The organism is Bacillus salipaludis, assembly GCF_004358205.1.
This window is the reverse complement of sequence record NZ_SMYO01000004.1, coordinates 316,750-342,173: the sequence shown is the minus strand read 5'-3', so window position 1 is coordinate 342,173 and position 25,424 is coordinate 316,750. Positions and strand designations below refer to the sequence as shown.

The 25,424-nt window shown below is 39.3% G+C and carries 27 protein-coding genes and 2 riboswitches; of the genes, 4 read left to right on the top strand and 23 right to left on the bottom strand.

All coding sequences use genetic code 11. The annotated features are described in order from the left end of the window. Positions 1–2: 2 nt before the first annotated feature. The 19 genes from E2K98_RS09740 to E2K98_RS09650 form a co-directional block, all read right to left on the bottom strand. A complete protein-coding gene (locus E2K98_RS09740; RefSeq protein WP_133334051.1) occupies positions 3–824 on the bottom strand; it encodes a sulfite exporter TauE/SafE family protein in 822 nt (273 codons plus the stop codon). A gap of 17 nt (positions 825–841) precedes the next feature. After that, on the bottom strand, positions 842–1,687 hold the full coding sequence (locus E2K98_RS09735) for a DUF72 domain-containing protein (RefSeq protein ID WP_133334050.1): 846 nt from the start codon (positions 1,685–1,687) through the stop codon (positions 842–844). 123 nt (positions 1,688–1,810) lie between these two features. Then, positions 1,811–3,208 carry a Fe-S cluster assembly protein SufB gene (gene sufB, locus E2K98_RS09730; protein ID WP_133334049.1) on the bottom strand — a complete coding sequence of 466 codons (1,398 nt, stop codon included), beginning with the start codon at positions 3,206–3,208 and terminating at the stop codon, positions 1,811–1,813. Positions 3,209–3,263: 55 nt separating this feature from the next. Further along, positions 3,264–3,701: a Fe-S cluster assembly sulfur transfer protein SufU gene (gene sufU / locus E2K98_RS09725; protein ID WP_133334048.1), complete on the bottom strand. Its 438-nt coding sequence runs from the start codon at positions 3,699–3,701 to the stop codon at positions 3,264–3,266. Beyond that, positions 3,691–4,920 (bottom strand): cysteine desulfurase, encoded by a 1,230-nt coding sequence (locus E2K98_RS09720; protein ID WP_133334047.1) that lies wholly within the window; start codon positions 4,918–4,920, stop codon positions 3,691–3,693. The genes sufU and E2K98_RS09720 overlap by 11 nt, the downstream gene beginning before the upstream one ends. Position 4,921: 1 nt before the next feature. Then, entirely contained in the window at positions 4,922–6,223 is a 1,302-nt protein-coding gene (gene sufD / locus E2K98_RS09715) for a Fe-S cluster assembly protein SufD (RefSeq protein WP_133334046.1), read from the bottom strand. A 21-nt stretch (positions 6,224–6,244) separates the two neighbouring features. Beyond that, positions 6,245–7,027, bottom strand: a complete 783-nt coding sequence (gene sufC / locus E2K98_RS09710; protein WP_133334045.1) for a Fe-S cluster assembly ATPase SufC — start codon at positions 7,025–7,027, stop codon at positions 6,245–6,247. A 391-nt stretch (positions 7,028–7,418) separates the two neighbouring features. Beyond that, entirely contained in the window at positions 7,419–8,246 is an 828-nt protein-coding gene (locus E2K98_RS09705) for a MetQ/NlpA family ABC transporter substrate-binding protein (RefSeq protein ID WP_133334044.1), read from the bottom strand. 15 nt (positions 8,247–8,261) lie between these two features. Continuing rightward, positions 8,262–8,927 (bottom strand): methionine ABC transporter permease, encoded by a 666-nt coding sequence (locus tag E2K98_RS09700; protein ID WP_133334043.1) that lies wholly within the window; start codon positions 8,925–8,927, stop codon positions 8,262–8,264. Beyond that, the gene (locus E2K98_RS09695; protein ID WP_133334042.1) at positions 8,920–9,945 is read right to left on the bottom strand and encodes a methionine ABC transporter ATP-binding protein; all 1,026 of its coding nucleotides are present in this window, start codon (positions 9,943–9,945) and stop codon (positions 8,920–8,922) included. The genes E2K98_RS09700 and E2K98_RS09695 overlap by 8 nt, the downstream gene beginning before the upstream one ends. 161 nt (positions 9,946–10,106) lie before the next feature. Beyond that, a riboswitch (SAM riboswitch) is annotated at positions 10,107–10,212 on the bottom strand. Positions 10,213–10,346: 134 nt separating this feature from the next. Next, positions 10,347–11,663 carry an O-acetylhomoserine aminocarboxypropyltransferase/cysteine synthase family protein gene (locus E2K98_RS09690; protein ID WP_133334041.1) on the bottom strand — a complete coding sequence of 439 codons (1,317 nt, stop codon included), beginning with the start codon at positions 11,661–11,663 and terminating at the stop codon, positions 10,347–10,349. A gap of 84 nt (positions 11,664–11,747) precedes the next feature. After that, positions 11,748–11,849, bottom strand: a riboswitch (SAM riboswitch). A gap of 78 nt (positions 11,850–11,927) precedes the next feature. Beyond that, positions 11,928–12,284, bottom strand: a complete 357-nt coding sequence (locus E2K98_RS09685) for an SCP2 sterol-binding domain-containing protein (RefSeq protein WP_133334040.1) — start codon at positions 12,282–12,284, stop codon at positions 11,928–11,930. A gap of 112 nt (positions 12,285–12,396) precedes the next feature. Then, positions 12,397–12,705 carry a thioredoxin family protein gene (locus tag E2K98_RS09680; RefSeq protein WP_133334039.1) on the bottom strand — a complete coding sequence of 103 codons (309 nt, stop codon included), beginning with the start codon at positions 12,703–12,705 and terminating at the stop codon, positions 12,397–12,399. Positions 12,706–12,713: 8 nt separating this feature from the next. After that, complete coding sequence (locus tag E2K98_RS09675; RefSeq protein ID WP_026576030.1) at positions 12,714–13,070, bottom strand: toprim domain-containing protein; 357 nt, start codon at positions 13,068–13,070, stop codon at positions 12,714–12,716. A 231-nt stretch (positions 13,071–13,301) separates the two neighbouring features. Continuing rightward, positions 13,302–13,682: a glycine cleavage system protein GcvH gene (gene gcvH, locus E2K98_RS09670; RefSeq protein ID WP_133334038.1), complete on the bottom strand. Its 381-nt coding sequence runs from the start codon at positions 13,680–13,682 to the stop codon at positions 13,302–13,304. Between the two features lie 92 nt (positions 13,683–13,774). Further along, a complete protein-coding gene (locus E2K98_RS09665; protein WP_133334037.1) occupies positions 13,775–14,131 on the bottom strand; it encodes an arsenate reductase family protein in 357 nt (118 codons plus the stop codon). A 261-nt stretch (positions 14,132–14,392) separates the two neighbouring features. Further along, the gene (locus tag E2K98_RS09660; RefSeq protein ID WP_133334036.1) at positions 14,393–16,177 is read right to left on the bottom strand and encodes an acyl-CoA dehydrogenase family protein; all 1,785 of its coding nucleotides are present in this window, start codon (positions 16,175–16,177) and stop codon (positions 14,393–14,395) included. Between the two features lie 156 nt (positions 16,178–16,333). After that, positions 16,334–17,509: an acetyl-CoA C-acetyltransferase gene (locus E2K98_RS09655; protein ID WP_133334035.1), complete on the bottom strand. Its 1,176-nt coding sequence runs from the start codon at positions 17,507–17,509 to the stop codon at positions 16,334–16,336. A gap of 48 nt (positions 17,510–17,557) precedes the next feature. Continuing rightward, positions 17,558–19,933, bottom strand: coding sequence for a 3-hydroxyacyl-CoA dehydrogenase/enoyl-CoA hydratase family protein (locus E2K98_RS09650; RefSeq protein ID WP_133334034.1), 2,376 nt, complete (start codon positions 19,931–19,933; stop codon positions 17,558–17,560). Positions 19,934–20,147: 214 nt separating this feature from the next. Here E2K98_RS09650 and E2K98_RS09645 point away from each other — a divergent pair, with 214 nt between their 5' ends. From E2K98_RS09645 to E2K98_RS09635, 3 genes are all read left to right on the top strand, one after another. Further along, positions 20,148–20,282 (top strand): YuzL family protein, encoded by a 135-nt coding sequence (locus tag E2K98_RS09645; RefSeq protein WP_081810862.1) that lies wholly within the window; start codon positions 20,148–20,150, stop codon positions 20,280–20,282. Between the two features lie 160 nt (positions 20,283–20,442). Next, the gene (locus E2K98_RS09640; protein WP_133334212.1) at positions 20,443–20,727 is read left to right on the top strand and encodes a hypothetical protein; all 285 of its coding nucleotides are present in this window, start codon (positions 20,443–20,445) and stop codon (positions 20,725–20,727) included. Between the two features lie 20 nt (positions 20,728–20,747). Next, a complete protein-coding gene (locus tag E2K98_RS09635; RefSeq protein ID WP_133334211.1) occupies positions 20,748–21,098 on the top strand; it encodes a spore coat protein in 351 nt (116 codons plus the stop codon). A gap of 178 nt (positions 21,099–21,276) precedes the next feature. Here the strand turns inward: E2K98_RS09635 and E2K98_RS09630 are convergent, their stop codons facing one another. From E2K98_RS09630 to E2K98_RS09620, 3 genes are all read right to left on the bottom strand, one after another. Beyond that, positions 21,277–21,519: a DUF2573 family protein gene (locus E2K98_RS09630; RefSeq protein ID WP_133334033.1), complete on the bottom strand. Its 243-nt coding sequence runs from the start codon at positions 21,517–21,519 to the stop codon at positions 21,277–21,279. A 20-nt stretch (positions 21,520–21,539) separates the two neighbouring features. Beyond that, positions 21,540–22,712, bottom strand: a complete 1,173-nt coding sequence (locus E2K98_RS09625; protein ID WP_133334032.1) for an FtsW/RodA/SpoVE family cell cycle protein — start codon at positions 22,710–22,712, stop codon at positions 21,540–21,542. A gap of 117 nt (positions 22,713–22,829) precedes the next feature. Beyond that, on the bottom strand, positions 22,830–23,618 hold the full coding sequence (locus E2K98_RS09620) for a DUF4931 domain-containing protein (RefSeq protein ID WP_133334031.1): 789 nt from the start codon (positions 23,616–23,618) through the stop codon (positions 22,830–22,832). Between the two features lie 202 nt (positions 23,619–23,820). On the opposite strand from E2K98_RS09620, the gene E2K98_RS09615 reads away from it, so the two are divergent. Next, positions 23,821–24,603 carry an undecaprenyl-diphosphate phosphatase gene (locus E2K98_RS09615; protein WP_133334030.1) on the top strand — a complete coding sequence of 261 codons (783 nt, stop codon included), beginning with the start codon at positions 23,821–23,823 and terminating at the stop codon, positions 24,601–24,603. Between the two features lie 26 nt (positions 24,604–24,629). On the opposite strand, the gene E2K98_RS09610 is transcribed toward E2K98_RS09615, so the two are convergent. Then, positions 24,630–25,304, bottom strand: coding sequence for an FMN-dependent NADH-azoreductase (locus E2K98_RS09610; protein ID WP_133334029.1), 675 nt, complete (start codon positions 25,302–25,304; stop codon positions 24,630–24,632). Positions 25,305–25,424 lie beyond the last annotated feature (120 nt).

The window sequence follows — 25,424 nt, the reverse complement described above, 5'->3', positions numbered from 1 at the left end:
CCTTATCCTATAATTCCTTCATAAATAAGTTGAAGCCCAACAATCACTAATATCGTTCGTAAAATCAAAACAATCGTTTTGCTTTTAAGCTTTGAATTCAAATAAACCCCTACCTTAGCCCCGATCCACGCACCTGGAATTAATGCTAAAGCGTAAAGCCAATTCACATTTCCTAAAACCACATGAGTAATCGAACTGAGGATAGATGTTGGTAAAATCATAAACATGGAAGTTGCCACCGCAACATGCGGCGGAAAGAAAAACACTAATATCATGGTCGGAACCATTAATGAACCTCCGCCCACACCAAAGATTCCTGACAAAAATCCAACTATAAAGGCGATTAGAATCCCGACAAACGGATTGAATCCATATTCATAGGTTTTGCCTTCATTATCCCTAAAAGTGCGTACAATCCCCTTCTCTTTACGGTAGGGAATCGGCTTTAACTTATCCTTTAACAATAAAACAATGGATACGAAAATAATAAAGATTCCAAAAAAGATACTAAATGAGTGCAAATTCAATTTTTCAGTGACCCATGCACCTAAAATACTTCCGGGTCCGCTTCCAATCAAAAAAATAAGACCACTTTTATAATCAACGGTTTTCCGTTTCATATACGCAAGTGTTGAAGATAAACCGGTAAAAATCATTGTAAACAATGAAGTCCCAACTGCTACTTGAGGTGAAACATGACCGAACCACGATAATCCCCCAAAATAGAGAAGTGCTGGAACGACAATAATTCCCCCGCCAAGACCGATTAGCGAACCTAAAGAACTGGCTAAAAGTCCGACAATCAGTAAAATAACCCATTCCATTTCTGTATTCTCCTTCTTTAAAATAAATCCAATTGCCTTGGGGCAAGGCTCTCATATTCTATTTCTAACAGGTCAATCATTTCTTTCGCATTATCCGCCGCGTCTCCGCCTGAATTATTATTAAAGAGAACGTAAACGTCCTTGGATTCAGTTTCTAATTTTTTTAGGTTAGCAGCCCATTCCTCAAGTTCCTGCTGATTATAGCGGTAAAGGTATCGGACCTCACGCCAATTATCGGCATTCCGTTTTTGCCAGCCGTGAACATTACGGCCATGCAAGCGGACTAAGACCTGTTCAGAATCAAGGGTTTCTAATACAGTGGGAATAGACCCCTCACACGATTGCGGTTCATCACAAATGCTATGAATCCATTCTTCTTTTTTCATAAAATCAAGTGTCTTGTTTCGGTATTGCGGTGTGAACCACGATTGATGTCTAAATTCTAGTGCGCAAGGGATTTCACCCATTTCATTTTTACACCATCTTAAATATTCAACATTTTCACGTGAACAATGAAACCATGGTGGGAATTGAAATAGGACTATTGCCAATTTATTTTTGTTTATGTATGGTTCAAGTGAATCTTTGAAAGCCGAGAACATTTCCTGCTTATTGTGAAAGGGAATTTCACCGCGCATATGTCCCGTCATCCCCTGATAGGCTTTTACAATAAATTGAAAGGATTCGGGTGTTTCATTAACCCACTTCTCGGCATTTCGCTGTGGCTGGATAGCATAAAAAGTCGAGTCAACTTCAACAATCGGAAAATGCCCCGCATATTCTTTTAGTTTATCCCTTGGTGATATTTGCCCCTGATAAAGGCTGTCTTGATCGCCCCAGCCTGTAACACCGATGTAAATCAATCCACATCACCTCCGTTTATAATAATAGCATAACCTAATTTTTTGTGTATTTTTTGTAACTTCAGTTAAATACCAAAATACACAAAAATCCGCCTGCCAAAGTCAGCAAGCGGATTTTTCATATTAACCGATAGAACCTTCCATCTCGAACTTGATTAATCTGTTCATTTCAACGGCGTATTCCATTGGTAATTCTTTTGTAAATGGCTCAATGAAGCCCATTACGATCATTTCAGTTGCTTCTTGTTCAGAAATTCCGCGGCTCATCAAGTAAAAGAGCTGTTCCTCGGATACTTTCGAAACTTTTGCTTCATGCTCAAGTGAAATATTGTTATTTAACACTTCATTGTATGGAATCGTATCGGATGTCGATAAATTATCCATAATCAACGTATCACACTCAATGTTAGCACGGGCTCCATCAGCTTTCCGGCCGAAATGAACCAAACCACGATAGTTTGTTTTTCCACCATGCTTAGAAATGGACTTAGATACAATTGTCGAAGATGTATTTGGTGCTAGATGAATCATCTTAGAGCCTGTATCTTGGACTTGACCTTTGCCAGCAATCGCAATGGATAGAGTTAAACCGCGGGCACCTTCACCTTTAAGGATTACCGCAGGATATTTCATTGTTAATTTAGAACCGATATTTCCATCGATCCATTCCATTGTGGCATTTTCTTCGCAGACTGTCCGTTTTGTTACAAGGTTGTAAACATTGTTAGCCCAGTTTTGAATGGTAGTGTAACGGCAATATCCACCTTTTTTAACGATGATTTCAACAACCGCACTGTGTAAGGAGTTTGTTGTATAAACAGGAGCAGTACATCCTTCTACATAGTGTACACTTGCACCTTCATCCACAATAATTAAAGTACGTTCAAATTGGCCCATATTTTCTGAGTTAATCCGGAAATAGGCTTGCAATGGTGTATCCACTTTAATACCCGGCGGTACATAAATAAATGAACCACCTGACCAAACTGCGGAATTCAATGCAGCAAATTTATTATCAGTTGGAGGAATAACCTTTGCCCAGTGCTCACGGAAAATATCTTCATTTTCTTTAAGAGCTGAATCGGTATCCTTAAAAACGATTCCTAGTGCTTCAAGATCTTCCTTCATGTTATGATAAACAACCTCAGATTCATATTGAGCAGAAACCCCTGCAAGATACTTTTGTTCTGCTTCTGGAATACCAAGCTTGTCAAATGTCGCTTTGATTTCTTCCGGTACTTCGTCCCATGACTTCTCCGATTTCTCAGATGGTTTTACATAGTAAGTGATTTCGTCGAAGTTTAATGAATTTAAGTCCCCGCCCCATTGTGGCATTGGCATATTATAAAAATGCTCAAGTGATTTTAAGCGGAAATCAAGCATCCACTGAGGTTCACTCTTCATTTTTGAAATCTCTTCAACAATTTCACGTGTTAAACCACGTTTTGACCGGAATATGGAAACGTCTTTATCGGCAAAACCATATTTATAATCACCGATTTCAGGCATTTTTTTTGCCATTGTCGTCTTCCTCCCTTTTAAACAGGTAAGGTGTGAACTCCTTACCGTTATATTATTATTCCTCTTCCTTCAAACCTTTTTCCATGGCCTTCCATGCTAAGGTTGCACACTTGATTCTGGCAGGGAATTTCGAAACACCTTGAAGTGCTTCAATATCACCTAAATCGATATCATCATCTACTTCTTTTCCCTGCATCATATCGGAAAAGATTTTTGAAAGTTTTAAAGCCTCTTCGACTTTTTTCCCTTTAATCGCCTGCGTCATCATCGATGCAGAGGACATGGAAATCGAACAGCCTTCACCCTCAAACCTGGCATCCTCGACGATTCCATTTTCCACCTTAAAGGTTAATTGAATGCGGTCGCCACAGGTTGGGTTATTCATATTAATCGTATGACTGCCATCCTCTAAAATACCACGGTTACGCGGTTTTTTATAATGGTCCATTATAACTCTTCGGTAAAGTGCATCTAAATCTAAATTAGAAGACATCGCTGAAATACTCCTTTGTTTTGACAAGCCCTTCAACGAGTTTATCAATATCTTCTTCCGTATTATATAGGTAAAAGCTGGCACGTGCTGTCGCTGTGGCTTTCAGCCATCTCATTAACGGTTGTGCACAGTGATGTCCTGCCCGGACGGCAATTCCTTCTGCATCGAGGACAGTTGCAACATCGTGTGGATGAACATCATCAATATTAAACGTAACCAAGCCTGCACGTTTTGCTGGATCATGAGGTCCATAAATCGTAATACCAGGTACGGAAGATAATTTATCTAATGCATAAGCAGCAAGTTTATGTTCATACTCGGTAATATTATCCAAACCAACTTCATTTAAAAAGTCGATGGCAGCTCCAAGGCCGACAGCACCGGCAATAATTGGGGTACCGCCCTCGAATTTCCACGGCAGTTCCTTCCATGTTGATTCTTGTAAATGGACAAAATCAATCATTTCACCGCCAAATTCAATTGGCTCCATATTTTCAAGCAGCTCCTTTTTGCCATAAAGAACGCCGATACCCGTTGGAGCGCACATTTTATGTCCGGAAAAAGCAAGAAAATCACAGTCTAAATCTTGAACATCAATTTTCATATGTGGTGCACTTTGAGCTCCGTCTACCACCATTACTGCGCCATTTTCATGCGCAATTTTAGCAATTTCCTTAACAGGATTAATAGAACCCAGTACATTTGAAACTTGCATAACGGAAACAACTTTCGTATTTGGTGTAACCTGTGCTCTTACATCATCTAAAGAAATAGTGCCATCTTCTTGGAGATCGATATACTTCAATATGGCACCTGTCCGTTTGGCAACCTGCTGCCAAGGGATGATATTACTATGGTGCTCCATATAAGTAATGACGATTTCGTCGCCTTCCTTTAAATTTGCTGCCGCATAGCTAGCTGCAACCGTATTTATAGAAGTCGTTGTTCCTCTAGTAAAAATAATCTCTTGAGTTGATTTTGCGTTGATAAACTTGCGAACCTTTTCCCTGGCACCTTCATATGCATCTGTTGCTCTTGTACCTAATGTATGCACACCACGATGGACATTGGAATTGATTTCACGATAATATTTTTCAACGGCCTCAATCACTTGAATAGGCTTTTGCGATGTTGCGGAACTATCCAAATACACAAGTGGCTTACCATTAACTTCTTGGTCTAGAATCGGAAACAGTTTGCGAATATCTTGGATATTCATCTCAACGCACTTTCCTTTCAATCACTTCAGTTAACTGCTTTTTAACACCTTCAATTGGAAGTTGATTTACTACAGGTGCGAGGAATCCATGAATAACTAATCGTTCTGCTTCCGCTTTTGGAATACCGCGGCTCATTAAGTAGTAAAGCTGAACGTTATCAACACGACCAACAGAAGCAGCGTGGCCAGCTGTGACATCATCTTCATCAATCAAAAGAATTGGGTTTGCATCACCGCGGGCTTTTTCGCTAAGCATCAACACGCGTGATTCTTGTTCGGCATTCGATTTTGATGCACCATGTTCAATTTTACCAATTCCATTAAAAATTGATGTCGCGCTGTCTTTCATTACACCATGCTTCAAAATATATCCTTCTGTGTTCTTGCCAAAGTGGACGATTTTCGTTGTGAAATTCTGTGTTTGTTCACCACGTCCAACCACAACCGTTTTGGTATCCCCATAAGAACCATCACCAATAAGATTGGTGGTGTTTTCGGAAATGGTGTTTCCTTCATTCATTAACCCAAGTGCCCATTCAATTCTGGCATCTCTGCCGGCAACACCACGGCGGTTTACATAAGTGGTGATACCTTTTGCAAGATTATCAACTGCACCATATCGAACTTGAGCATTTGCGTTTGCAACTACTTCAGTCACTAAATTGAAGATTCCAGCAGCTGAATCTACTGTAGAAATATAGTTTTCAACATACGTAACAGAACTATTATCTTCCGCAACGACAATGACATGGTTGAAAAGATTCGTTTCAGCATTATCATGTAAATAGACAGCCTGAATTGGCTCGGAAACTTCTAAGTTTTTTGGAATATATAAGAATACTCCACCGTTTACAAGAGCTGCATGAAGTGCAGTCAAGCGATGCTCATCGGCATTAATCGCTTGAGTCATGTAATATTTTTTCAACAAATCACCATGCTCTTTTGCAGCAGTAAAAAGATCTGTGAAAATGACGCCTTTGTTTTTAAGTTCTTCTGATAAAGATAAAAACGCAGGTGTTTGATTGCGTTGAATGTATAGATTTTTATTTTCTGCTACGAGCGATTTTACTTCTTCAGGTAATTCATTTAGAGAAGAGAATGGCTCGCTTTTCACAGTATGTGAAGCAAATTGGGTAAAGTTCCATTTATCAATTTTTGTTTTTTCCGGTCTTGGCATTGGAAGTATATTGACATCAGCAAATGCCTTTACGCGGAGCTCTTCCATCCAAGCAGGTTCACCTGCTTGCTTTGAAAAGGAGCGAACAAAATCCTGATCAAACGGTAATTTCGTTTCTGTTGTCATCGTAATCCTCCTAACGCTTACTTAAGCTTGCTCAACTGTTTCATCTTCAATTCCAAGTTCTTTCTTGATCCAGTCATATCCTTCTGCTTCTAAGCGTTGTGCAAGTTCTGGACCGCCTGATTTCACGATACGGCCTTGCATCATTACATGCACGTAGTCAGGAGTGATATAGTTTAAAAGTCGTTGATAGTGAGTAATAACTAAGCAGCCGAAATCCTCACCGCGCATTTGATTAATTCCTTTTGAAACAACCTTTAAGGCATCGATGTCAAGACCAGAGTCAATTTCGTCTAAGATCGCCATTTTAGGCTCAAGCATCATTAATTGAAGAATTTCATTACGCTTCTTCTCACCGCCGGAGAATCCTTCATTTAGATAACGCTGCGCCATATTAAGGTCCATTTCAAGGAATTCCATTTGTTTATCCATTTTACGGATAAATTTCATCAAGGAGATTTCATTGCCTTCACCAAGGCGGCTATTGATTGCTGAACGTAAAAAGTCGGCATTCGTTACGCCGTTTATCTCACTTGGGTATTGCATAGCTAAGAATAGGCCGGCACGAGCTCGCTCATCTACTTCCATTTCAAGGACGTTTTGACCGTCTAAAATAATATTTCCGCTCGTTACCTCATATTTAGGGTGACCCATGATTGCAGACGATAACGTCGATTTACCTGTACCATTTGGTCCCATGATTGCGTGGATTTCTCCACCTTTTACTTCAAGGTTTACACCTTTCAAAATTTCTTTTCCATCAATTTCTACATGTAGATCCTTGATAGTTAATGTTGATCCAGCCATATCTATACCTCCGAAAAGAAAGTTATTGTGTCTTATAGAACGCAGTACTTAAAAAATTCATTCTCATTCTATTCTCATTACAATCTTATAACAAATAGAATCTGTTAGCAACTCCTAAACAGTGGTAACGTGAAATGATTTTCAGTGGAACCACCTTAAATGAGAATAAAAAAAGAAAATTCAGACAAACTATTATGTAAAAAACACCCGAGTAAAATAATACCTTATTAATTAATCAATTGCCATGGTATTAAAACTCAAATTCAATTTATTTTTCACATAAAGAATTAGTTTCATGTAAGGTAATGCAAACATAACTGAAAAGCTACTCTAAATTGAGCAAAGCTCATAGAAAGAAACCAGTACATAAATGCACTGGTTTCTTTCTCTTTTATTCTGCTGCCAAAACGGCACCATGGTACTTATCTTTAATGAATTGTTGAATTTCTTTTGATTTAAGAACTTCAACAAGTGTTTTAATTTCGGGGCGATCCTTGTCCTCAGATCGAACAACAACAAGATTTGCTGGAACTACATCTTTACCTTCAAATGCGATTCCATACTTTTTGATATCGATACCGCCTTCTAATGCGTAGTTTGTATTAATAACAACCGCATCACCTTCACCGCTTTGGAAAGAAGAAGCTAATAATTTCGCTTCAATTAAAGTTGAGAAATCGAGTTTCTTTGGATTGGAAACAATATCCTCTACTCTTGCATTCGCGCCAACGCCTTTTTTAAGCTTAATTAAACCTGCTTTTTCAAAAATAGGTAAAATACGGCCATGATCGCTAAGTGAATTACTCATAATAATTTTCGCACCTGTTGGAAGGTCTTTTAAGCTTTTATATTTTTTAGAATAAATTCCAATTGGTTCCTTATGGATTTCACCAACACTCACAAAATGAAAATCCTTGTTTTCTTTCATTTGAAGTGCTAAATAACCTGGTGTCTGGAAGTAGTTTGCATCAAGTTCTTTATCCCTTAATGCTACATTTGGAAGAACATAATCTTGAAAAACTTTTATTTCAAGGTCAATTCCTTTTTTCTTTAATAAAGGTTTTGCCGCTTCAAGCACTTCCGCATGCGGTACAGCAGTTGCACCAACGACTAATTTTTTATTACCATCATTCTTTGCCGTATCATTTTTTGCACCTGAGCACGCTGTTAAAGCAAATGCTAATAATGCAACGAAAATGAGACTAATTACTTTCTTCATTTCTAACTCCTCCTTTTAACGTTTATCTGTTTTCTTTGTAAAATAATCTCCAATAAATTGGATAATAAATACTAAAATTAAAATCGCTATTGTTGCAACCAACGTGACAAATGGTCTATTGCGCTGAAAACCTTCAAGGTAGGCAAAATTTCCAAGTCCACCTGCACCAATGACTCCAGCCATCGCTGTAAAGCTAACTAGCGAAATAGCCGTTACAGTTATCCCTGAAATTAATGCTGGCAAAGATTCCGGTATTAATACTTTAAATATAATACGGCCATGTGTTGCTCCCATTGATTGCGATGCCTCAATAACACCTTTATCGATTTCCCTTAGGGCAATTTCCACCATTCTTGCATAAAAAGGAGCTGCTCCAATAATCAGGGCCGGCATCGCCGCATCTGGCCCGAGCATCGTCCCAAGCACTAATTTTGTAAATGGAATTAATAAAACAATTAAAATAATAAATGGAATCGATCTAAAAATATTAACAAAGCCAGCTATAATGACATTAACTGTTCGATTTGCCCATAAATTATCTTTAGCTGTTAAAAATAACAACAAGCCTAGTAATAGCCCTAAAACAAATGTTGCAAACACTGAAATAAAAGTCATATAAATGGTTTCACGTGTTGCTGCAATTAATTCGTCCCAATTTACCATTTCCATTAGGTTAGCCATTACTGATCACCTCCACGCCAACTTGCTGTGAGTGAATAAAATTGATGGCTTTTTGAATTTCATTAGATTGTCCATCCAAATGGATAAATAATGTTCCATATGACCCGTTTTGAGTATGCGAAATTTTCCCTTGAAGAATATTTACGACAACATCGAAATCCCGGATCACGTTTGTAATTAATGGCTGTTCTGTTGCTTCCCCCACAAAAGAGAGTTGCACCACTTGCCCATGTGGATAAAGTTCAAGCAAATGCTCAGCAGTTTCTTTTGTCTCTTCCGGTTCTGTTACCTGCTGAACAAAGCGCTTTGTAATCGGCTGCTGAGGGTTTTTAAACACATCTAACACCGGACCAAGCTCCACGACTCTTCCACTTTCCATCACAGCTACCCTGTGGCAGATTTTACGAATTACATGCATCTCATGGGTGATTAAAACAATCGTTAAACCAAGTCTTTTATTGATATCGACCAACAAGTCAAGAATTGAATCCGTGGTTTGCGGGTCAAGGGCTGAGGTTGCCTCATCACAAAGCAAAACCTTTGGATTGTTCGCTAATGCACGGGCAATACCAACTCTTTGCTTTTGGCCGCCACTCAACTGCGAAGGATAAGCATTTTCCCTGCCTTCAAGGCCAACTAGTTTCACCAACTCGCTGACACGCTTTACTCTTTCCGCTTTATTTACCCCTGCAATTTCCAATGGGAACTCAATATTCTCACTTACAGTTCTTGACCAAAGTAAATTAAAGTGCTGGAATATCATACTGATTTCTTGGCGTGCTTTTCGCAAATCACTGCCCTTAATCTTTGAAACTTCACGGCCGGCAACAGTAACGGATCCCTCTGTAGGAAGCTCCAATCCATTTAACATACGAATTAACGTACTTTTACCCGCACCACTATAACCAATTACCCCAAAAATTTCCCCTTTGTTTATTTCCAGGTTCACGTCGTCTACTGCCTTTAACTGCCCCTGTTTCGAAGGGAAAATTTTTCGAACATTTTTTATAGAAATCATAGAATTCACCTTCTTTTTTCCATATATACGTAAAAGTAAAAATTCCAATTGCTCCGTATCACTTAAACATAGGGTTTGATGGTTTCGAATAAAACATTCTATTTTAGAAAAATAAAAATGCCTTTCTGCGCAGGCAGAAAGGCATAATAAATTCAACCTTTCTCCCATCTCTCAAAGCAATAGCTTTGTGTGAATTGGCACCATTTCAATCAAATTGACGGTTGCCGGGCTTCATCGGGCACATCCCTCCACCTCTCTGGATAAGAGCATTAAGCATCCTATATTCAATTAACACACATATGATGTAAGCAATCATTTTATTACGAAAGCTATCGTATCACGGATAAAAAGGGGTGTCAACGAAAATTCTACATATTTAGAAAAAATCAGACATGGTAGTTTTAGGCATTGGCCGTTAACGATATCAACCCAGTTGCTGCTTCAATAGCAGATTCAAGGTCTTCAATTAAATCCTCAACATTTTCGATACCGATTGATAGACGAATTAAATCTTCAGAAACTCCAGCTGCTTTAAGACCCTCAGCGTCTAATTGCTGGTGTGTGGTACTTGCTGGGTGAATGATTAAGCTCTTCGCATCCCCAACATTGGCCACATGTGCCCAGAGAGTAATGGAATCAATTAACTTAGCTCCTGCTTCCTTACCACCCTTGATACCGAATACAACCATCGAGCCGGCACCTTTTGGTAAATATTTCTCAGCAAGCTCATGGTCAGGATGTGATGGGTGTCCTGGATAGGATACCCATTCAACAGCAGGATGGTTTACTAAATAATCCACAATCTGCTTCGTATTGGCAACATGCTCTTTCATACGAACATGAAGGGTTTCGAGTCCAAGTACAAATTGGAAAGCATTTTGAGGACTTAATGCCGGTCCAAGATCACGCAGCAATTGAACGCGTGCCTTGATAATATAAGCAACCGCACCAAGTGCCTCCGCATAAACAAGATCATGATAGCTCGCATCAGGTGTTGTAAAGCCCGGGAATTTTGGCGAATTCCAATCGAACTTACCGCCGTCTACAATAATTCCCCCTGTTGTTGTACCATTTCCTAACAACCATTTTGTAGCAGAGTGAATGACAATATCTGCCCCATGTTCAATCGGACGGCAGAGATATGGTGTTGCAAAGGTATTGTCGATAATCAGCGGAACACCTGCCGCATGGGCAATATCGGCCACTTTTTCAATATCTAATATGGTTAAGCTTGGATTACCAATTGTTTCGGCGAAAACCGCTTTTGTTTTTTCCGTGATGGCAGTACGGAAGTTTTCAGGATTTTCAGGGTCAACAAATTTCACATTAATTCCGTATTTTGGTAATGTTACAGCGAAAAGATTATAAGTGCCGCCGTATAATGTTGATGCTGCGACAATTTCATCTCCTGCTTGAGCAAGGTTTAAAATTGCCAAGGTAATGGCGGCCATCCCACTTGCAACTGCAAGAGCTCCAACACCGCCTTCTAATAAGGCAACCCTTTCCTCAAAGACAGTTGTGGTTGGATTGTGAATCCGTGTATATATGTAACCAGGCTCTGCTAACGCAAAAAGGTTAGCGGCGTGTTCTGTGCTTTTAAATTGATAGGCATTGTTTTGATAAATTGGAACGGCACGAGCACCCGTTACAGGATCTGGAGATAAGCCTCCATGAACACTTAAAGTTTCAAAACGTAATTTTTTTTGATCGACTCCCACACTAATCCACTCCCTTTTAAAAAATGGCTCTGTTAAACATTGTCAAAAAAATAACCCCGCTTCATAAGAAGAGGGGACTCTCTCTTCTTATCTTTTCAGAGCATATTGCTCCGCTGGAATTAGCACCGTGTATAAACCGGTTGCCGGGCATCATAGGGCCAGTCCCTCCACCGCTCTGGATAAGAATATTTATTAAATTATTATTATTAATTGAATATTTAAACAGATAATACACCTTTATTCCGATAGAGTCAATAGGTTTATTCAGATTATTCTGTAAGACTTTGTGTCAATTTTAGTTAAATAAAAAAGCGCCTCCAAAAGCAGCAAGGTTCGGAAAGAAGCTTTTACTTGGAGTCGCCCCTTCTGCATAAGAGATCTCAATTTCCGTTCACCCGAAAGAAGCTGTTGAACTGTTTCTATCTCACCGTAAATTTCACATTCTGTAAAATTCTCGCTTGGATCATGCAACAATGTACATTCTCCATTTTTTAAAAAAATATCAATGTTTTGATGCCCGCAAATAAAACGGACCATCAGACCATCCTCATTATTTAATAGAGATCGTATGTGATCACGCTCTTTAACCTTGATCAGAAAGATTTGAATCATTTCCATCATCTTTATCACTCCGTTCTATTTGCTTACTAACTATTTCAGCAAAAAGAACCAGAATCCTTTCAAAACCTGTCGACAAATTAAAACAGATGCTGCTAGGATAGCAGCATCTGTTTTATGTTAGGTTTTCATTGATTTTTTCAATTAGATAGGGCACAGAGCGGAAAGCGTAGAGCAGTTCAACCACTTGACCATTGTGAATAAACATTAAACACGGAACGCTTTCGATACCATAGCTTTTCCCAAAATCGGGGTAAAAATTTAAGTTCATTTTCCCCATTTTGCAATCCACCATTTGTTCAATGACTTGCAACATCCTTGAAGCTACCTGACAGGTCCCACATAAAGGTGTATAAAAGTACACGAGCCCTGTCGATTTATTTTCTATAAATAATGAGAATTCATCTCGATTCCATTCTTTCATTGATTCACTCAGCAATTCTCCAAAAATTGTGTATGCACATCAATATTTGCCCCTAATAAGACGGTCGCAAGATGGTGTTCAGGGGCCGTTGCAACTTCGCGGTAAGACCGGTCAATATAGATATGCTCAGCTTGGGGAAATTCCCTTTTAAATTGTTTTCGCAACTTCTCTCCAGCCGCATCCGCATCCACTAGAATATAGACATCCTTGTCCTCAAGAAAATCAATTAATTCATCTAACTTTGTAATACTAATGGTCCCATTGGTACATATGATCTCAACAGGTTCCTTTACAATTCTTTTGACCTTTCTCTTATCAGATGTCCCTTCCACAATAAGAACCTTGTCAACATATGAGTCATTCATATCATCACCTGTATTATGAAGTCTTGTGTTTATGTTAACATATTCTAGATATACATATAACGTGAGCCTTGCTTTTATGTCCATTTTTACCGAAAAAATTAGAAAGGAAGATAACTTTTTAAATGAAGGTATTTCCTGTTATATTGTATTATTTGTTTCCTAATATACTTTTTGAAAAATGGTAATAAAGTGAAAAAAGCACCCTGATATCAAGGTGCTTAGATTACATAATTATTCGTTAATCATTTCTTCGTATTGTTCAGCAGTCATCAGCTTGTCCAATTCGCTGCTGTCGGAAACTTCAACTACAATCATCCATGCTTTTTCATATGGAGATTCGTTTACAAATTCAGGATTGTCACTCAAATCTTCGTTAATTTCAACGATTTTGCCGCTGACAGGAGCATATAGCTCAGAAACAGTTTTAACGGACTCAACGCTGCCAAATGGTTCGTCAGCAGAAACTTCATCGCCAATTTCAGGAAGCTCAACGAATACAATATCTCCTAGTTCGTGCTGTGCAAAGTCAGTAATTCCAATTCGCACTTTTTCTCCCTCAACTTTTACCCATTCATGTTCTTCAGAATAACGTAACTCTTTTGGTGTACTCATTCGAAAATCCCTCCATTAATTTTTCTAAAATCTATTATCGATAAAAAAATCGATTTCCATAATGAAGACAAGAAAAGCAGATCGTTAAACGCTTACAGCCATTTTTGCTCATACTCTTCTTCTTTAAAGCCAACGGTAACTTTTTCTCCGTCTGTTAAAATTGGCCTTTTGATTAACATCCCATCTGATGCAAGTAAATCAATTAATTCTTCATCCGATGCAGACTTCATTTTATCCTTAATACCCAATTCGCGATACTTTTGACCGCTAGTATTAAAGAATTTTTTCAACTCTAAACCGCTTTTTTGATAAAATCCCGTTAATTCCTCTTTAGAAGGGGGATTTTCAACAATATGTATTTCCTTGTAGGAAAGATGATGATCATCCAGCCATTTCTTTGCCTTTCGACAGGTTCCGCATTTAGGATACCAGTAAAAAGTCAGAGACATCTGTTTCACCGCCCTCTTTTCCAAAATTAAACTTCAGAGTGACAATTGAATCTTACCATAACGGAGTCAAAATTCCTAATATAAAAATAGCACAATAATAAGACAATTTTAAATCAGTCGTGCTAAGCAGGAATAAGAATGGATTCTATCATCAAGTCCATTAGAAAAAATTCGACTTTCTTCGCAAAAATCCTTCCTGCCATATAAATTTTTATAAAAAAAGAGAAAACTCCCCTCTAAAAGAAGAGAGCTTCATATGAATTAAACGATATAACGTTCTGCTTCAATGATCACATCTGCAGCTTGTCGTTTTTTCGCAATAACATTTATTGGGGTATGGCGGGTGAATTTACGAAGCGAAGACAACATTATACGAAGCGTATCGCCTTGTTCAATCGCAACTAATGTTTCTTTTGCAATCTGCTCGATCTCATTAAAGGCTTCTTGACAGAAAATTTGCGTATAAAGAAGCTTTTGTTGATTCTTCTCAACACCTGATTTGGCAATTGCTTTTTCTGTACGTAATACAACGGATTCCATCGCATAGGCATTGGATACGAGGTCCGCAATATTCGAAAGAACTTCTTGTTCTTTTTCAAGTGCTTTGCCGTATTTTTGTGCAGCTAAACCAGCAGCCAATAAACCAATTTTCTTCGCATTTTTCACTAAATATTTTTCTTGTGCGAGTGGCTCATCACCAGGTTCTTCCGGCATTAACATCATTAATTCTTCCTGAAGCTGTAATGCTTTTTGGAATAATGGCAGTTCGCCTTTCATTGCCTTTTTCACAAATGTTCCTGGTACAAGAAGACGGTTGATTTCATTTGTTCCTTCAAAGATTCGGTTAATACGGGAGTCACGATAGGCTCTTTCAATTGGATACTCCTGCATAAACCCGTATCCCCCATGAATTTGAACACCTTCGTCAACAACCTGATCTAAAACTTCACTTGCAAAGAATTTATTTAGAGAGCATTCGATTGCATATTCAGCAATGGAATTAGCCACTAATTTAATATCCTTTGCTTCTTCGGTTGAAAGTTTTCCTTGATTATCTTCATATAATCCAATTGTTCGATATACAGAGCTCTCAGCAGCATATATTTTCGATGCCAAGGTACCGAATTTTTCTTTTGTTAGGTTGAATTGAGAGATGGGTGTTTTGAATTGCTGGCGCCCATTAGCGTATTTTACGGTCATTTCAAAAGCATTTTTAGAACCGCCAACAGCACCGACTGCGAGCTTATAACGGCCGATATTTAAAATATTAAAGGCAATAACATGACCTCTGCCAAATTCGCCTAAAAGGTTTTCTTTTGGAACCGGTACATCCTGAAGAATCAGCGTCCGAGTAGAAGAGCTCTTAATTCCCATTTTCTTTTCTTCAGCACCCGTTGAAACGCCGGGGAAATCTCTTTCAACGATGAATGCAGTAAAATGCTCGCCATCCACTTTTGCATAAACACAGAACACATCTGCAAAACCGGCATTGGTAATCCATTGCTTTTCACCATTTAAAATATAATGAGTTCCTTCCGTATTTAATCTTGCTGTTGTTTTTGCACCAAGTGCATCGGATCCTGAGCCTGGCTCTGTTAGGGCATAGGCAGCAAGCTTTTCACCTGAAGCAAGTGCAGGTAAATATTTTTTCTTTTGCTCTTCGTTTCCGAACAGGACGATTGGCAGGGATCCAATTCCGACATGAGCACCATGTGAAAGTGAGAACCCACCGGCCTTTGACATTTTTTCAGTAATAAGTGATGAGCTAACTTTATCTAGGCCTATTCCATCATATTCTTCCGGTACATCTGCACCTAGTAGTCCAAGCTCCCCTGCTTCTTTTAAAAGTTTTACTGTACGGTCGAACTCATGTTTTTCTAAATACTCAACCTGTGGAAGCACTTCATTTTCCACAAAGTCTTCGGTTGTTTTCGCAATCATTTTATGCTCATCCGAAAAATCCTCAGGTGTAAACACACGGTCATAGGAAACATCTTCAATTAAAAAGCTTCCGCCTTTTATGATTTTTTCAGTTTGGTTTGCCATTAAAAAATTCCTCCTATTGGAAATTCATCGAATTTATTCAGAAGGGGCGCTTACATATCAGCCCCTTTTGAATAAATTAAAATTGTTTGTTATTCGTGCCTTCCTCTACAATCAACTTTGTATAAAAATCAACAATGTTCTTTAGCATAGCCTTGATTAAAGAAGTTCGAATACGCCGGCAGCGCCCATTCCGCCGCCAATACACATCGTAACGACACCAAATTGTTCATTTCTGCGTTTTAATTCATGAATGAGTGACAATGTAAGCTTGGCACCTGTACAGCCTAGCGGGTGGCCAAGTGCAATGGCGCCGCCATTTACGTTCACTTTTTCTTCATCAAGGCCAAGCTCACGAATAACTTGAAGCGATTGGGAAGCAAATGCCTCATTCAATTCAAAGAGATTGATATCAGAAAGTTCGAGTCCTGCCAACTTTACAGCTTTTGGAACAGCAACAACCGGGCCTACCCCCATAATTTCTGGTGGGACACCGCCAACAGCAAATGATCTGAATTTTGCCAGCGGTTTTAGACCGAGCAATTCAGCCTTTTCACGGTCCATGACCATCACAGCAGCAGCACCATCACTCGTTTGCGAAGAATTTCCTGCCGTAACAGAGCCTGTTACTGAGAAGGCCGGCCGGAGCTTCGCTAGGGTTTCTACGTTCGTGCCAGGACGAACCCCTTCATCCTGTGAGAACTGAATCGTTTTTTCAACAAGCTTATTGTCTTTGCCAATTGAACGGATGGTGACATCGACCGGTACGATTTCATCGACAAATTTTCCTTCTTGAATTGCCTTTGCTGCACGTTCATGGCTTCGCACTGCAAATGCATCCTGGTCTTCGCGGGTGATTCCATATTTCTTTGCCACTTGCTCTGCTGTATGGCCCATACTCATGTAATATTGCGGTGCGGTTTCGGCTAATTTTAAATTTGGTCGAGTGACATGACCCATCATCGGGATTAGGCTCATCGATTCCGCCCCTCCCGCGATGGCAGTATCGGTGTGGCCTAGCATAATTCCTTGTGCTGCATAAGCAATAGCCTGTAATCCAGAAGAACAATACCGATTGATGGTAATCGCAGGAACAGTATGTGGAAGCCCGGCAAGAGCACCTATATTTCGTGCCATGTTAAGCCCTTGTTCAGCTTCCGGCATGGCACAACCTATGATTAAGTCATCGATATTTCCTTCATAATTTCCAGCACGTTTCAAAGTTTCTTTTACTACCAATGCTCCCAAGTCATCAGGACGAACATTGGCAAGCGTTCCTTTCTTCGCTTTACCAACCGGGGTCCGAGCTCCGGCTACAATGACCGCTTCTCTCATAACGTTCCCTCGCCTTCTTTCACTTTTAAAAAATACCAATCTATTATTTTAGTTTCTTAATGGTTTTCCTTTCACAAGCATGTGCTGCATCCGCTGCTGCGATTTTGGCTCTGCAACAAGACTCAGGAATGCTTCTCTTTCCAAATCTAATAGATACTGTTCATCTACTTCAGTACCAAATGGAACCTTCCCTCCAGCAATGACATATGCAAGCTTTTTGGCAATTTTCAAGTCATGCTCGGAGATGTAGCCTGACAGAAACATTCCCTCTGCACCAAGTAACAGGGTCGCATAACCGGTTTCACCAACAACGGGAACTTTTCTGCGAACCTTTGGTTTATAGCCTTTTTCGTGGAGCGCAAGGACCGCCTGCTTTGCATCATATAGCTGGTGATCGCTGTTTACACTAATCCCATCAGCAAAATCTAAGAAATTATTTTCCCGCGCTTCCTCACCAGAGGTTGACACCTTAGCCATTGCGATCGTTTCGAATACTTTATTAGCGACATTTTGTAAATCAAATGGCACACCATTTGGAAGATTCTCTAAATGCTTAATGTAAAGCTCCTTATTACCGCCGCCGCCAGGGATTAAACCGACACCGACTTCAACAAGTCCCATATAAGTCTCGGCAGATGCCTGAATATGGGCAGCCGGTAAACAAACCTCAGCTCCGCCGCCAAGCGTCATGGCAAATGGTGCAGCTACAACTGGTTTTGAGCTGTATTTAATTTTCATCATCGCCTGATGGAAATGACGAACAACCATATCCAATTCATAAATATTATCATCCTGGGCTTCCATCAAAATCATGGCAAGGTTGGCTCCGACACAGAAGTTTTTTCCTTGGTTCCCGATTACCAGGCCCTTGTAGTTTTTATCTACCTCATCAATGGCAAAGTTTACCATTTGGATGATATCAAGACCGATGGCATTATTAGGAGATTGGAATTCGAGAAGCGCTACACCGTCTCCGATATCGATTAAGCTGGCGCCGCTGTTTTTCTTAATGACCCCTTTTTGTTTTTTAATTTTTTTCAAATCCATTACCTTTGGATTAAATTCAACCGGTTTATATTCTCCGTTATCGTAGAAGGATTCTTCTTTGTAGAAAGTCGTAAATCCTTTTTCAAGCATTTCTGTAACCCAGGCAGGGACTTCAAGTCCGTTTTCTTTCATCTTTTGAACGGATTTTTCTACACCAATGGCATCCCATGTTTCAAACGGACCCATTTCCCAGCCGAAACCCCATTTCATTGCATGGTCAATCGCAACAATATCATCGGCAATTTCGCCTAGTAATTGAGCGGAATAAACGAGAACGGGACTGAATATATTCCATAAAAGCTCACCGGCACGGTCCTTGGCATATACAAGCGCTTTCAATTTATTGGCACTGCCCTTTTCCTGTTTGCTCAGTTCTATTGCAGGGGTGGATAATTTTTTGCGTGGACTGTATTCTAATGTACTAGGATCAAGTTCAAGAATTTCTTTGCCTTTTTTCAAAAAGAACCCTTGGCCGGATTTACTGCCTAGCCAGCCTTTTTCAAGCATCGTTTTCATGAAGGTGGGGACTTCAAAGATTTCCTTTTCCTTTCCTTCCACTTGTTCATATACATTGTTGGCCACATGGACAAAGGTATCGAGACCAACCACATCGAGAGTACGGAAGGTTGCACTTTTTGGACGGCCAACCAACGGACCTGTAACGGAATCCACTTCACCGACACTGTAACCGCCTTTTAGCATTTCCTGAAGTGTAATCAAAAGTCCGTACGTACCAATACGGTTCGCAATAAAGTTTGGTGTATCCTTTGCTATGACAACCCCTTTCCCTAATACGTCCTCACCAAAGGTTTTCATGAAAGCAAGAACTTCAGGGTCAGTATATTGAGTAGGAATGACCTCAAGCAATTTTAAGTACCTTGGAGGATTGAAAAAGTGAGTTCCCAGGAAATGCTTCTTGAAATCGTCTGATCTGCCTTCAACCATTGCTTCGACAGAAATTCCGGATGTATTTGAACTGATGATGCTGCCTGGCTTACGATATTGATCAACACGCTCAAATACCTGCTTTTTGACATTTAAATTTTCAACGACCACTTCGATGACCCAGTCAACATCCTTTAATTTGATTAGATCATCTTCAAGATTTCCTGCCTCAATAAGGTCAAGATTTTTTTTCACCGTTAATGGTGCCGGTTTTTGTTTTAAAAGCTTTTGTATGGATGTATGACTAATACGATTTCGGACCTGTTTATCTCCAAGAGTAAGCCCTTTCGCCTTTTCTTCTTCCGTTAATTCCCGAGGCACAATATCCAATAAAAGTGTTGAAATGCCGTTGTTTGCCAGATGGGCAGCAATTCCCGAGCCCATTACTCCAGATCCTAGAACAGCTGCTTTTTTAATTTGTTGGTTCAACATGGTCTCCCCCTCCGATACTTTGAATGAATACTCATTCATTTTTTGAGTAAAAAAAATTCACTTGAATGAGTTCTGTTACTATTAACTATAAAAGATTTTAAAAATTTGCGCAATCTATAATCGCGGAAAATTGAAATTTTTTTGAAAATTAATTTTTATTGGTTTAATACAATAAAAATTAATCAATGGGCATTCTATTTTTGAGGTGATAATCATGGGCAAAATGAAGAAAAACCCCTCCAAAGCAGGGGTAAGCGCGGCAAGCGTTCAGGGGGATGCTGGTCCTAACGTTGAAAATGACGGCGGCGGAAAAAGGAACAGCCAAAACAACCAATTCAAGAAAAGATAAACAGGCTGAATTTTTTCAGCCTGTTTTTTGTTCACGGAAAATGCATTTTTTAACGGGCATAAAAATTCCCTTTTAACAAAGGATAAAGTGGTAAAAGATTATAGATACAGGAGGGGTAATCACTATGCAGCAACAAAATATGAACATGCAGCAGCAAAACATGAATACGGCTCAGTCGAATATGAATATGCAAAATCAACAGAATATCATGCAGCAGCCTCCCGGGATTATTTCAACAAAGGATTCTCTTTATTTAACCGATATGATGTCTTGGAACTTACTGGCGGCTAAAAAGGCCCATTTTTTTGCCCAGCAATGTCAGGACCAAGAGTTAAAAACGGAAGCAGAAAAATGCGGCCAAATGCATCAGCGCCACTATCAGCAGCTGCTTAATCATCTTGGGCACCATGCAAATTCACAGCAACCGCTAAATGGTATGCAATAAGAGAGGAGCGGGAGATTATGATGAACCAAAATCAGAACCAAAACCAACAAAAAATTAAAAATCCCGAAACACAGGTTCCGAAAACACCACAAATGAATGAACGCGATTTTATCAATGATTTATTAACAACTGAAAAGTATATGACCACTTCCTATAGCATGGCCTTGCACGAAGCAAGCCATCAAGGCCTCTATCAGGACATGATGCAGATCTTTACCGAAACACAAAATTGCCAAAGAGACCTATATAACCTAATGTTTAAAAAAGGCTGGTACGCAGTCGAGGCCGCCGAACAACAAAAACTTCAACAATCCTATCAGCAATTCCAAGGCTACACTAACCAACTTCCAAATGGCGGAATGGTTCAGTAAGAAAAGCGGAAGCGACTTGATCAGACCCGACAAGCGCTGGAGGACCTGACGGTGAAGTCGTTCTTTGACTTCATCGGCAGGGCCGAAGCCACTCGAGGGGCTAGGCGCCGGAGCTGAACAGTAATAGCTTTTCGACAAAAATCGGGTGGTGCCTGGCACCACCCGATTTTTGTCGAATTTATTTCTTACGATGTTCTTCATTCATTTGTTTGATTTCGCCCACAATTTCTTTCATTTGTTCTTTTGCTTCTGGATACATGCTATTCCAATGCTTGGCCAGCGCGGGCATGGATTTGGCAATATGGGTGTAGAGTGCCCATACTTTTACTTTTTCTTTTGTTTCTGTATCGCATTCTCCGACAAGGAGTTCGCTGTATTTATCGAGGATTGCTTCAAATTGCTGTAAAAATTTTTCTTCCACTTTCGACACCTTCCATCTACTTAAGATGTGGTTGAAAACATGTATTTCTTATAATGGTAGCGAATGGAAAAAATTAATCCGAGCCCCATCATATTCCCCATTAACGAACTGCCGCCATAACTGATAAACGGCAGCGGAATACCGGTGATAGGTAATACTCCAATGGTCATCCCGATATTTTGAAAAACGTGGAAGGTAATCATACTGATCACCCCGACACAAATATACGTATAGAAATTATTTTTCGTTTCCATACCCACCTTGGTAATGTGGTAAATCAACAAGAAAAATAAACTGATTAAAACACTTGCACCAACAAAGCCAAATTCCTCGCCGACTATACTAAAAATAAAGTCAGTGTGGCTCTCGGGTAAATATACATCCCTGTTCCCATACCCTTTTCCTGATGTTTGTCCCGAACCAATTGCCAGAAGGGATTGGGTTAATTGATAGCCTGCAGAACTTTGAAAATTATAGGGATCAAGCCAAGAATAGATCCGGCTGAACTGATACTGTCTTACCCCAAGATACTTTTCCAACAAATCCGGTTTCACCAATACAAAATAAAAAATCGTAGAAATCAGCACGGTTCCGACTGAAAAAATCGGTAAAAGAAGTTTCCAGGAGATTCCCGAGATAAAAATCATACCTAACATGATCGATAAAAAGACAAGCGAAGTCCCTAAGTCCTGCTTAATAATCAGCATTAACGGAAACATTGTTACTATTCCCAGCTTCATTAACAGCCAGAAATCCGATTGCATTGTTTTTACCAGATGTTTATGATGATGATTTTCAATCACCCATGCCAGAGCCAGGATAATAAAGATTTTCACAAACTCTGATGGCTGGAGCGAACCAATCCCAGGGACCTTAAACCAGTTTTTCGCGCCATTGATGACTGGTGCAATACTTGGCGGGGCAATAATCAATAATCCTAGAAGAAAAATACCAAAGCCATAAAGGTACCATGTGATTTTCTTTAATTGGTCAGAATCAAAGGTCATAACCCCGGCAATGATTCCGCCTCCCACCGCATACCAGACAATTTGCTTCAATACAAAATTCTCCTTGTATTGGCCGCTTGCCTGTGCACTATAGATCGAAATACAACTGGCTAAACAGAGTAACAATAAGATAAAAATAAGACTATAATCAAGTTTCGAAGTTGAGTTATTGTGATTGGAAGTCATGCTCATTCATTCTCCTTTTAATGCACCAACCCTTAAAAGAATCTTTACATTCCTTCATTATATTTTTATTATCCGCAAATCACAACTTCTAACCTTCGAATGGGTTAATTTACATGGTTAATCCAGATTTTCACTGGGAATTTCAGGTTGAAAGTAGAATTTCTTAACCTCTTCCACCATCCATTCCAAATTATTAGGTACCTGTGGAAGCCCATAGCCAATATATAGCGGTGTTGTCACAAACCTAGGCACAATTTTCGCAAAAATTCTTTGATGAATATGATGAAAAAACAAATTATAGCTGGTAGCTTTAAATGGAAAATGGTTTAGAATATAATGGACTGCTGTTTGAATATAGTCCCCAAAAGCCTCGACGTATCCTTCATCAGCCATTTCCACGTTAAATTCATAAAAGCCAACCCTTGGCTTAGTTGATAAAGAAAAGACCACTCCGTCTGTTTCTTCTATGACAATCCCTTCAAATACGCCTTCGGAAACCTTCTCCTTGTAATCAAGATCATTTAAGCCAACAATCTGCATATGGGGGTGGGCAATCGTTCCTCCTGATAATGGCCCATGGTTTTTAAAAAAGAGGACTGATTTCCAATGACCACTTTCCTCCATATCACGCCAATGTTTTAGGCCAAATTGCAAAAGTCTATGTAAATGATCTTTCGAGTACATCGATAATTCCTGATGGCATTCATCTGTTTCAATTAAAACGGTTTGATAAGCGTTTACCAAAACAGGGTATTTATTTTTTAACAGAATAATAGGACCATCGACTTCGATCAAATCCGTCAATTGGTCGCGGTCACAAAAAGGGCAAGCTTGCTGTTTATTTCGGATATTCTCAGGCTTTTGAACACCAATGGAAGTATTAAATAATAAATGGCTATTTTTCACTGTGCTTCTCCCCTCCAACATACTTACTTCTATTTTATGGACAATGAAAAGCTTTTGCACTATTTTTACTTAAACAATCCAATTATTTGCTAATCTTAGAGAGAAGATAAGGAGAAATTTAATAAATAATTGAATAGCCCGCCTTTTTACGAATATTTATAAAGTAAACAAGCTTTCCATTACCATAAAAGAGAGGGAAAATATGTTAACCAAACTTGAAGCACTGGTGCTCGGAATTATTCAGGGATTAACAGAGTTTTTACCAATCAGTAGTACAGGCCACCTATACTTAGGTAGAAATTTGTTTGGCTTGCAGGAAGCGGGGCTTTTATTGGATACCATGCTCCATCTTGGAACCCTGCTTGCTGTATTGGTATTTTACAAGAACGAGTTCATCTATATCATCAAGAAGCCATTTAGCAAATTAACTTTATTATTAATTATTGGAACCATTCCAGCCGTTCTTATTGGGTTGACCTTTAAGGATTATTTTGATGAAATTTCTAAAACAGGAGCCACAATCGGCTGGGAGTTCTTAATTACAGGGGTTTTCCTTTGGTTTGCGGATTCAGCAAAAAATGGCTATAAAAAAATGGACCAAATCAGCTATAAGGATGCATTTATTATTGGCACTTTTCAAGCAGCTGCGATTTTTCCAGCTATCTCCCGCTCTGGTATGACCATTGTTGCCGCATTATGGAGAAAATTGGACCGCGAAACAGCGGCTTACTTTTCCTTTCTCCTATCAACACCGGCGATTGCAGGTGCTGTAGTCCTTCAGTCTTTTGAATTATTCGAGGGCAAGGGTGAAACCATTTCTTTATCGGCGTTATTAGTTGGGATTGTATCCTCCGCAATATTTGGTTATATTGCTGTCAAATGGATGGTTGGATTTTTGAAAAAGCATTCCTTAAGGCCCTTTGCTATTTATGTCTGGATTTTAGGATTTGCGGTCTTGTTTTTCCAATTAACAGGTAAGTTTTAAAAAAGCGGCTCACCATCTGAGCCGCTTTAGTTGCTAATGATAGCTGTTTCTTTTGCCATTGCCTTTGCTTTTTCCATGGCTTCTTGTTTGGCCCTTGCCATGATCTCCGGTACCTGTTTTGGATAATGATCTGTTCCTTCAGCAATAATTGAGTCCATCATTTCCAAACCAAGGAAGCCTAATGCTGTCGTTAAAAAACGGTCGCCAAATTCAAAATCAGCCATAGGTCCTGTTGAATAAATGCCTCCGCGTGTTTGAATATGAATCGCTTTTCTTCCAGTTAGTAGCCCTTTAGGACCATCCTCTGTGTTGATAAAGGTTTTTCCAACAATAAATAGATTATCAAGAAAGGATTTTAATATGGCTGGAGACCCAAGGTTCCATAGCGGTGTGACAAAGACATAATAATCCGCATCCGCATCAATAAACTGATCCGCAAGAGTATGCATTTTCGTTATTTTGGTTTGCTCAGTCTTTGATAATTGGTCAAAAGTTTGTCCCATAAAGGATAGCTTGGCACGTGCGTACATTAAATCCATATCAATTTCCGGGATTTCCATGTCATATAAATGCATCTGTGCAATTTCCACATCCGGGATTTCTTTCTTGAAAGCCTCAAGAAAAACCTCACCAATTTGCATTCCTTTTGAAAGCTTTCCATCCCTTTTTGGGTTAACAGTTATATAAAGAAGCTTTGTCATCAAAATCTCATCCTTTAATATAAAGTTCTTACGTCTATAGTACTACAATCTTGTATGCTCACTTTTGAACAATTTCTGAACGATTGGTTGATTTAAGGAAAAAAGAGGAATACAATATTC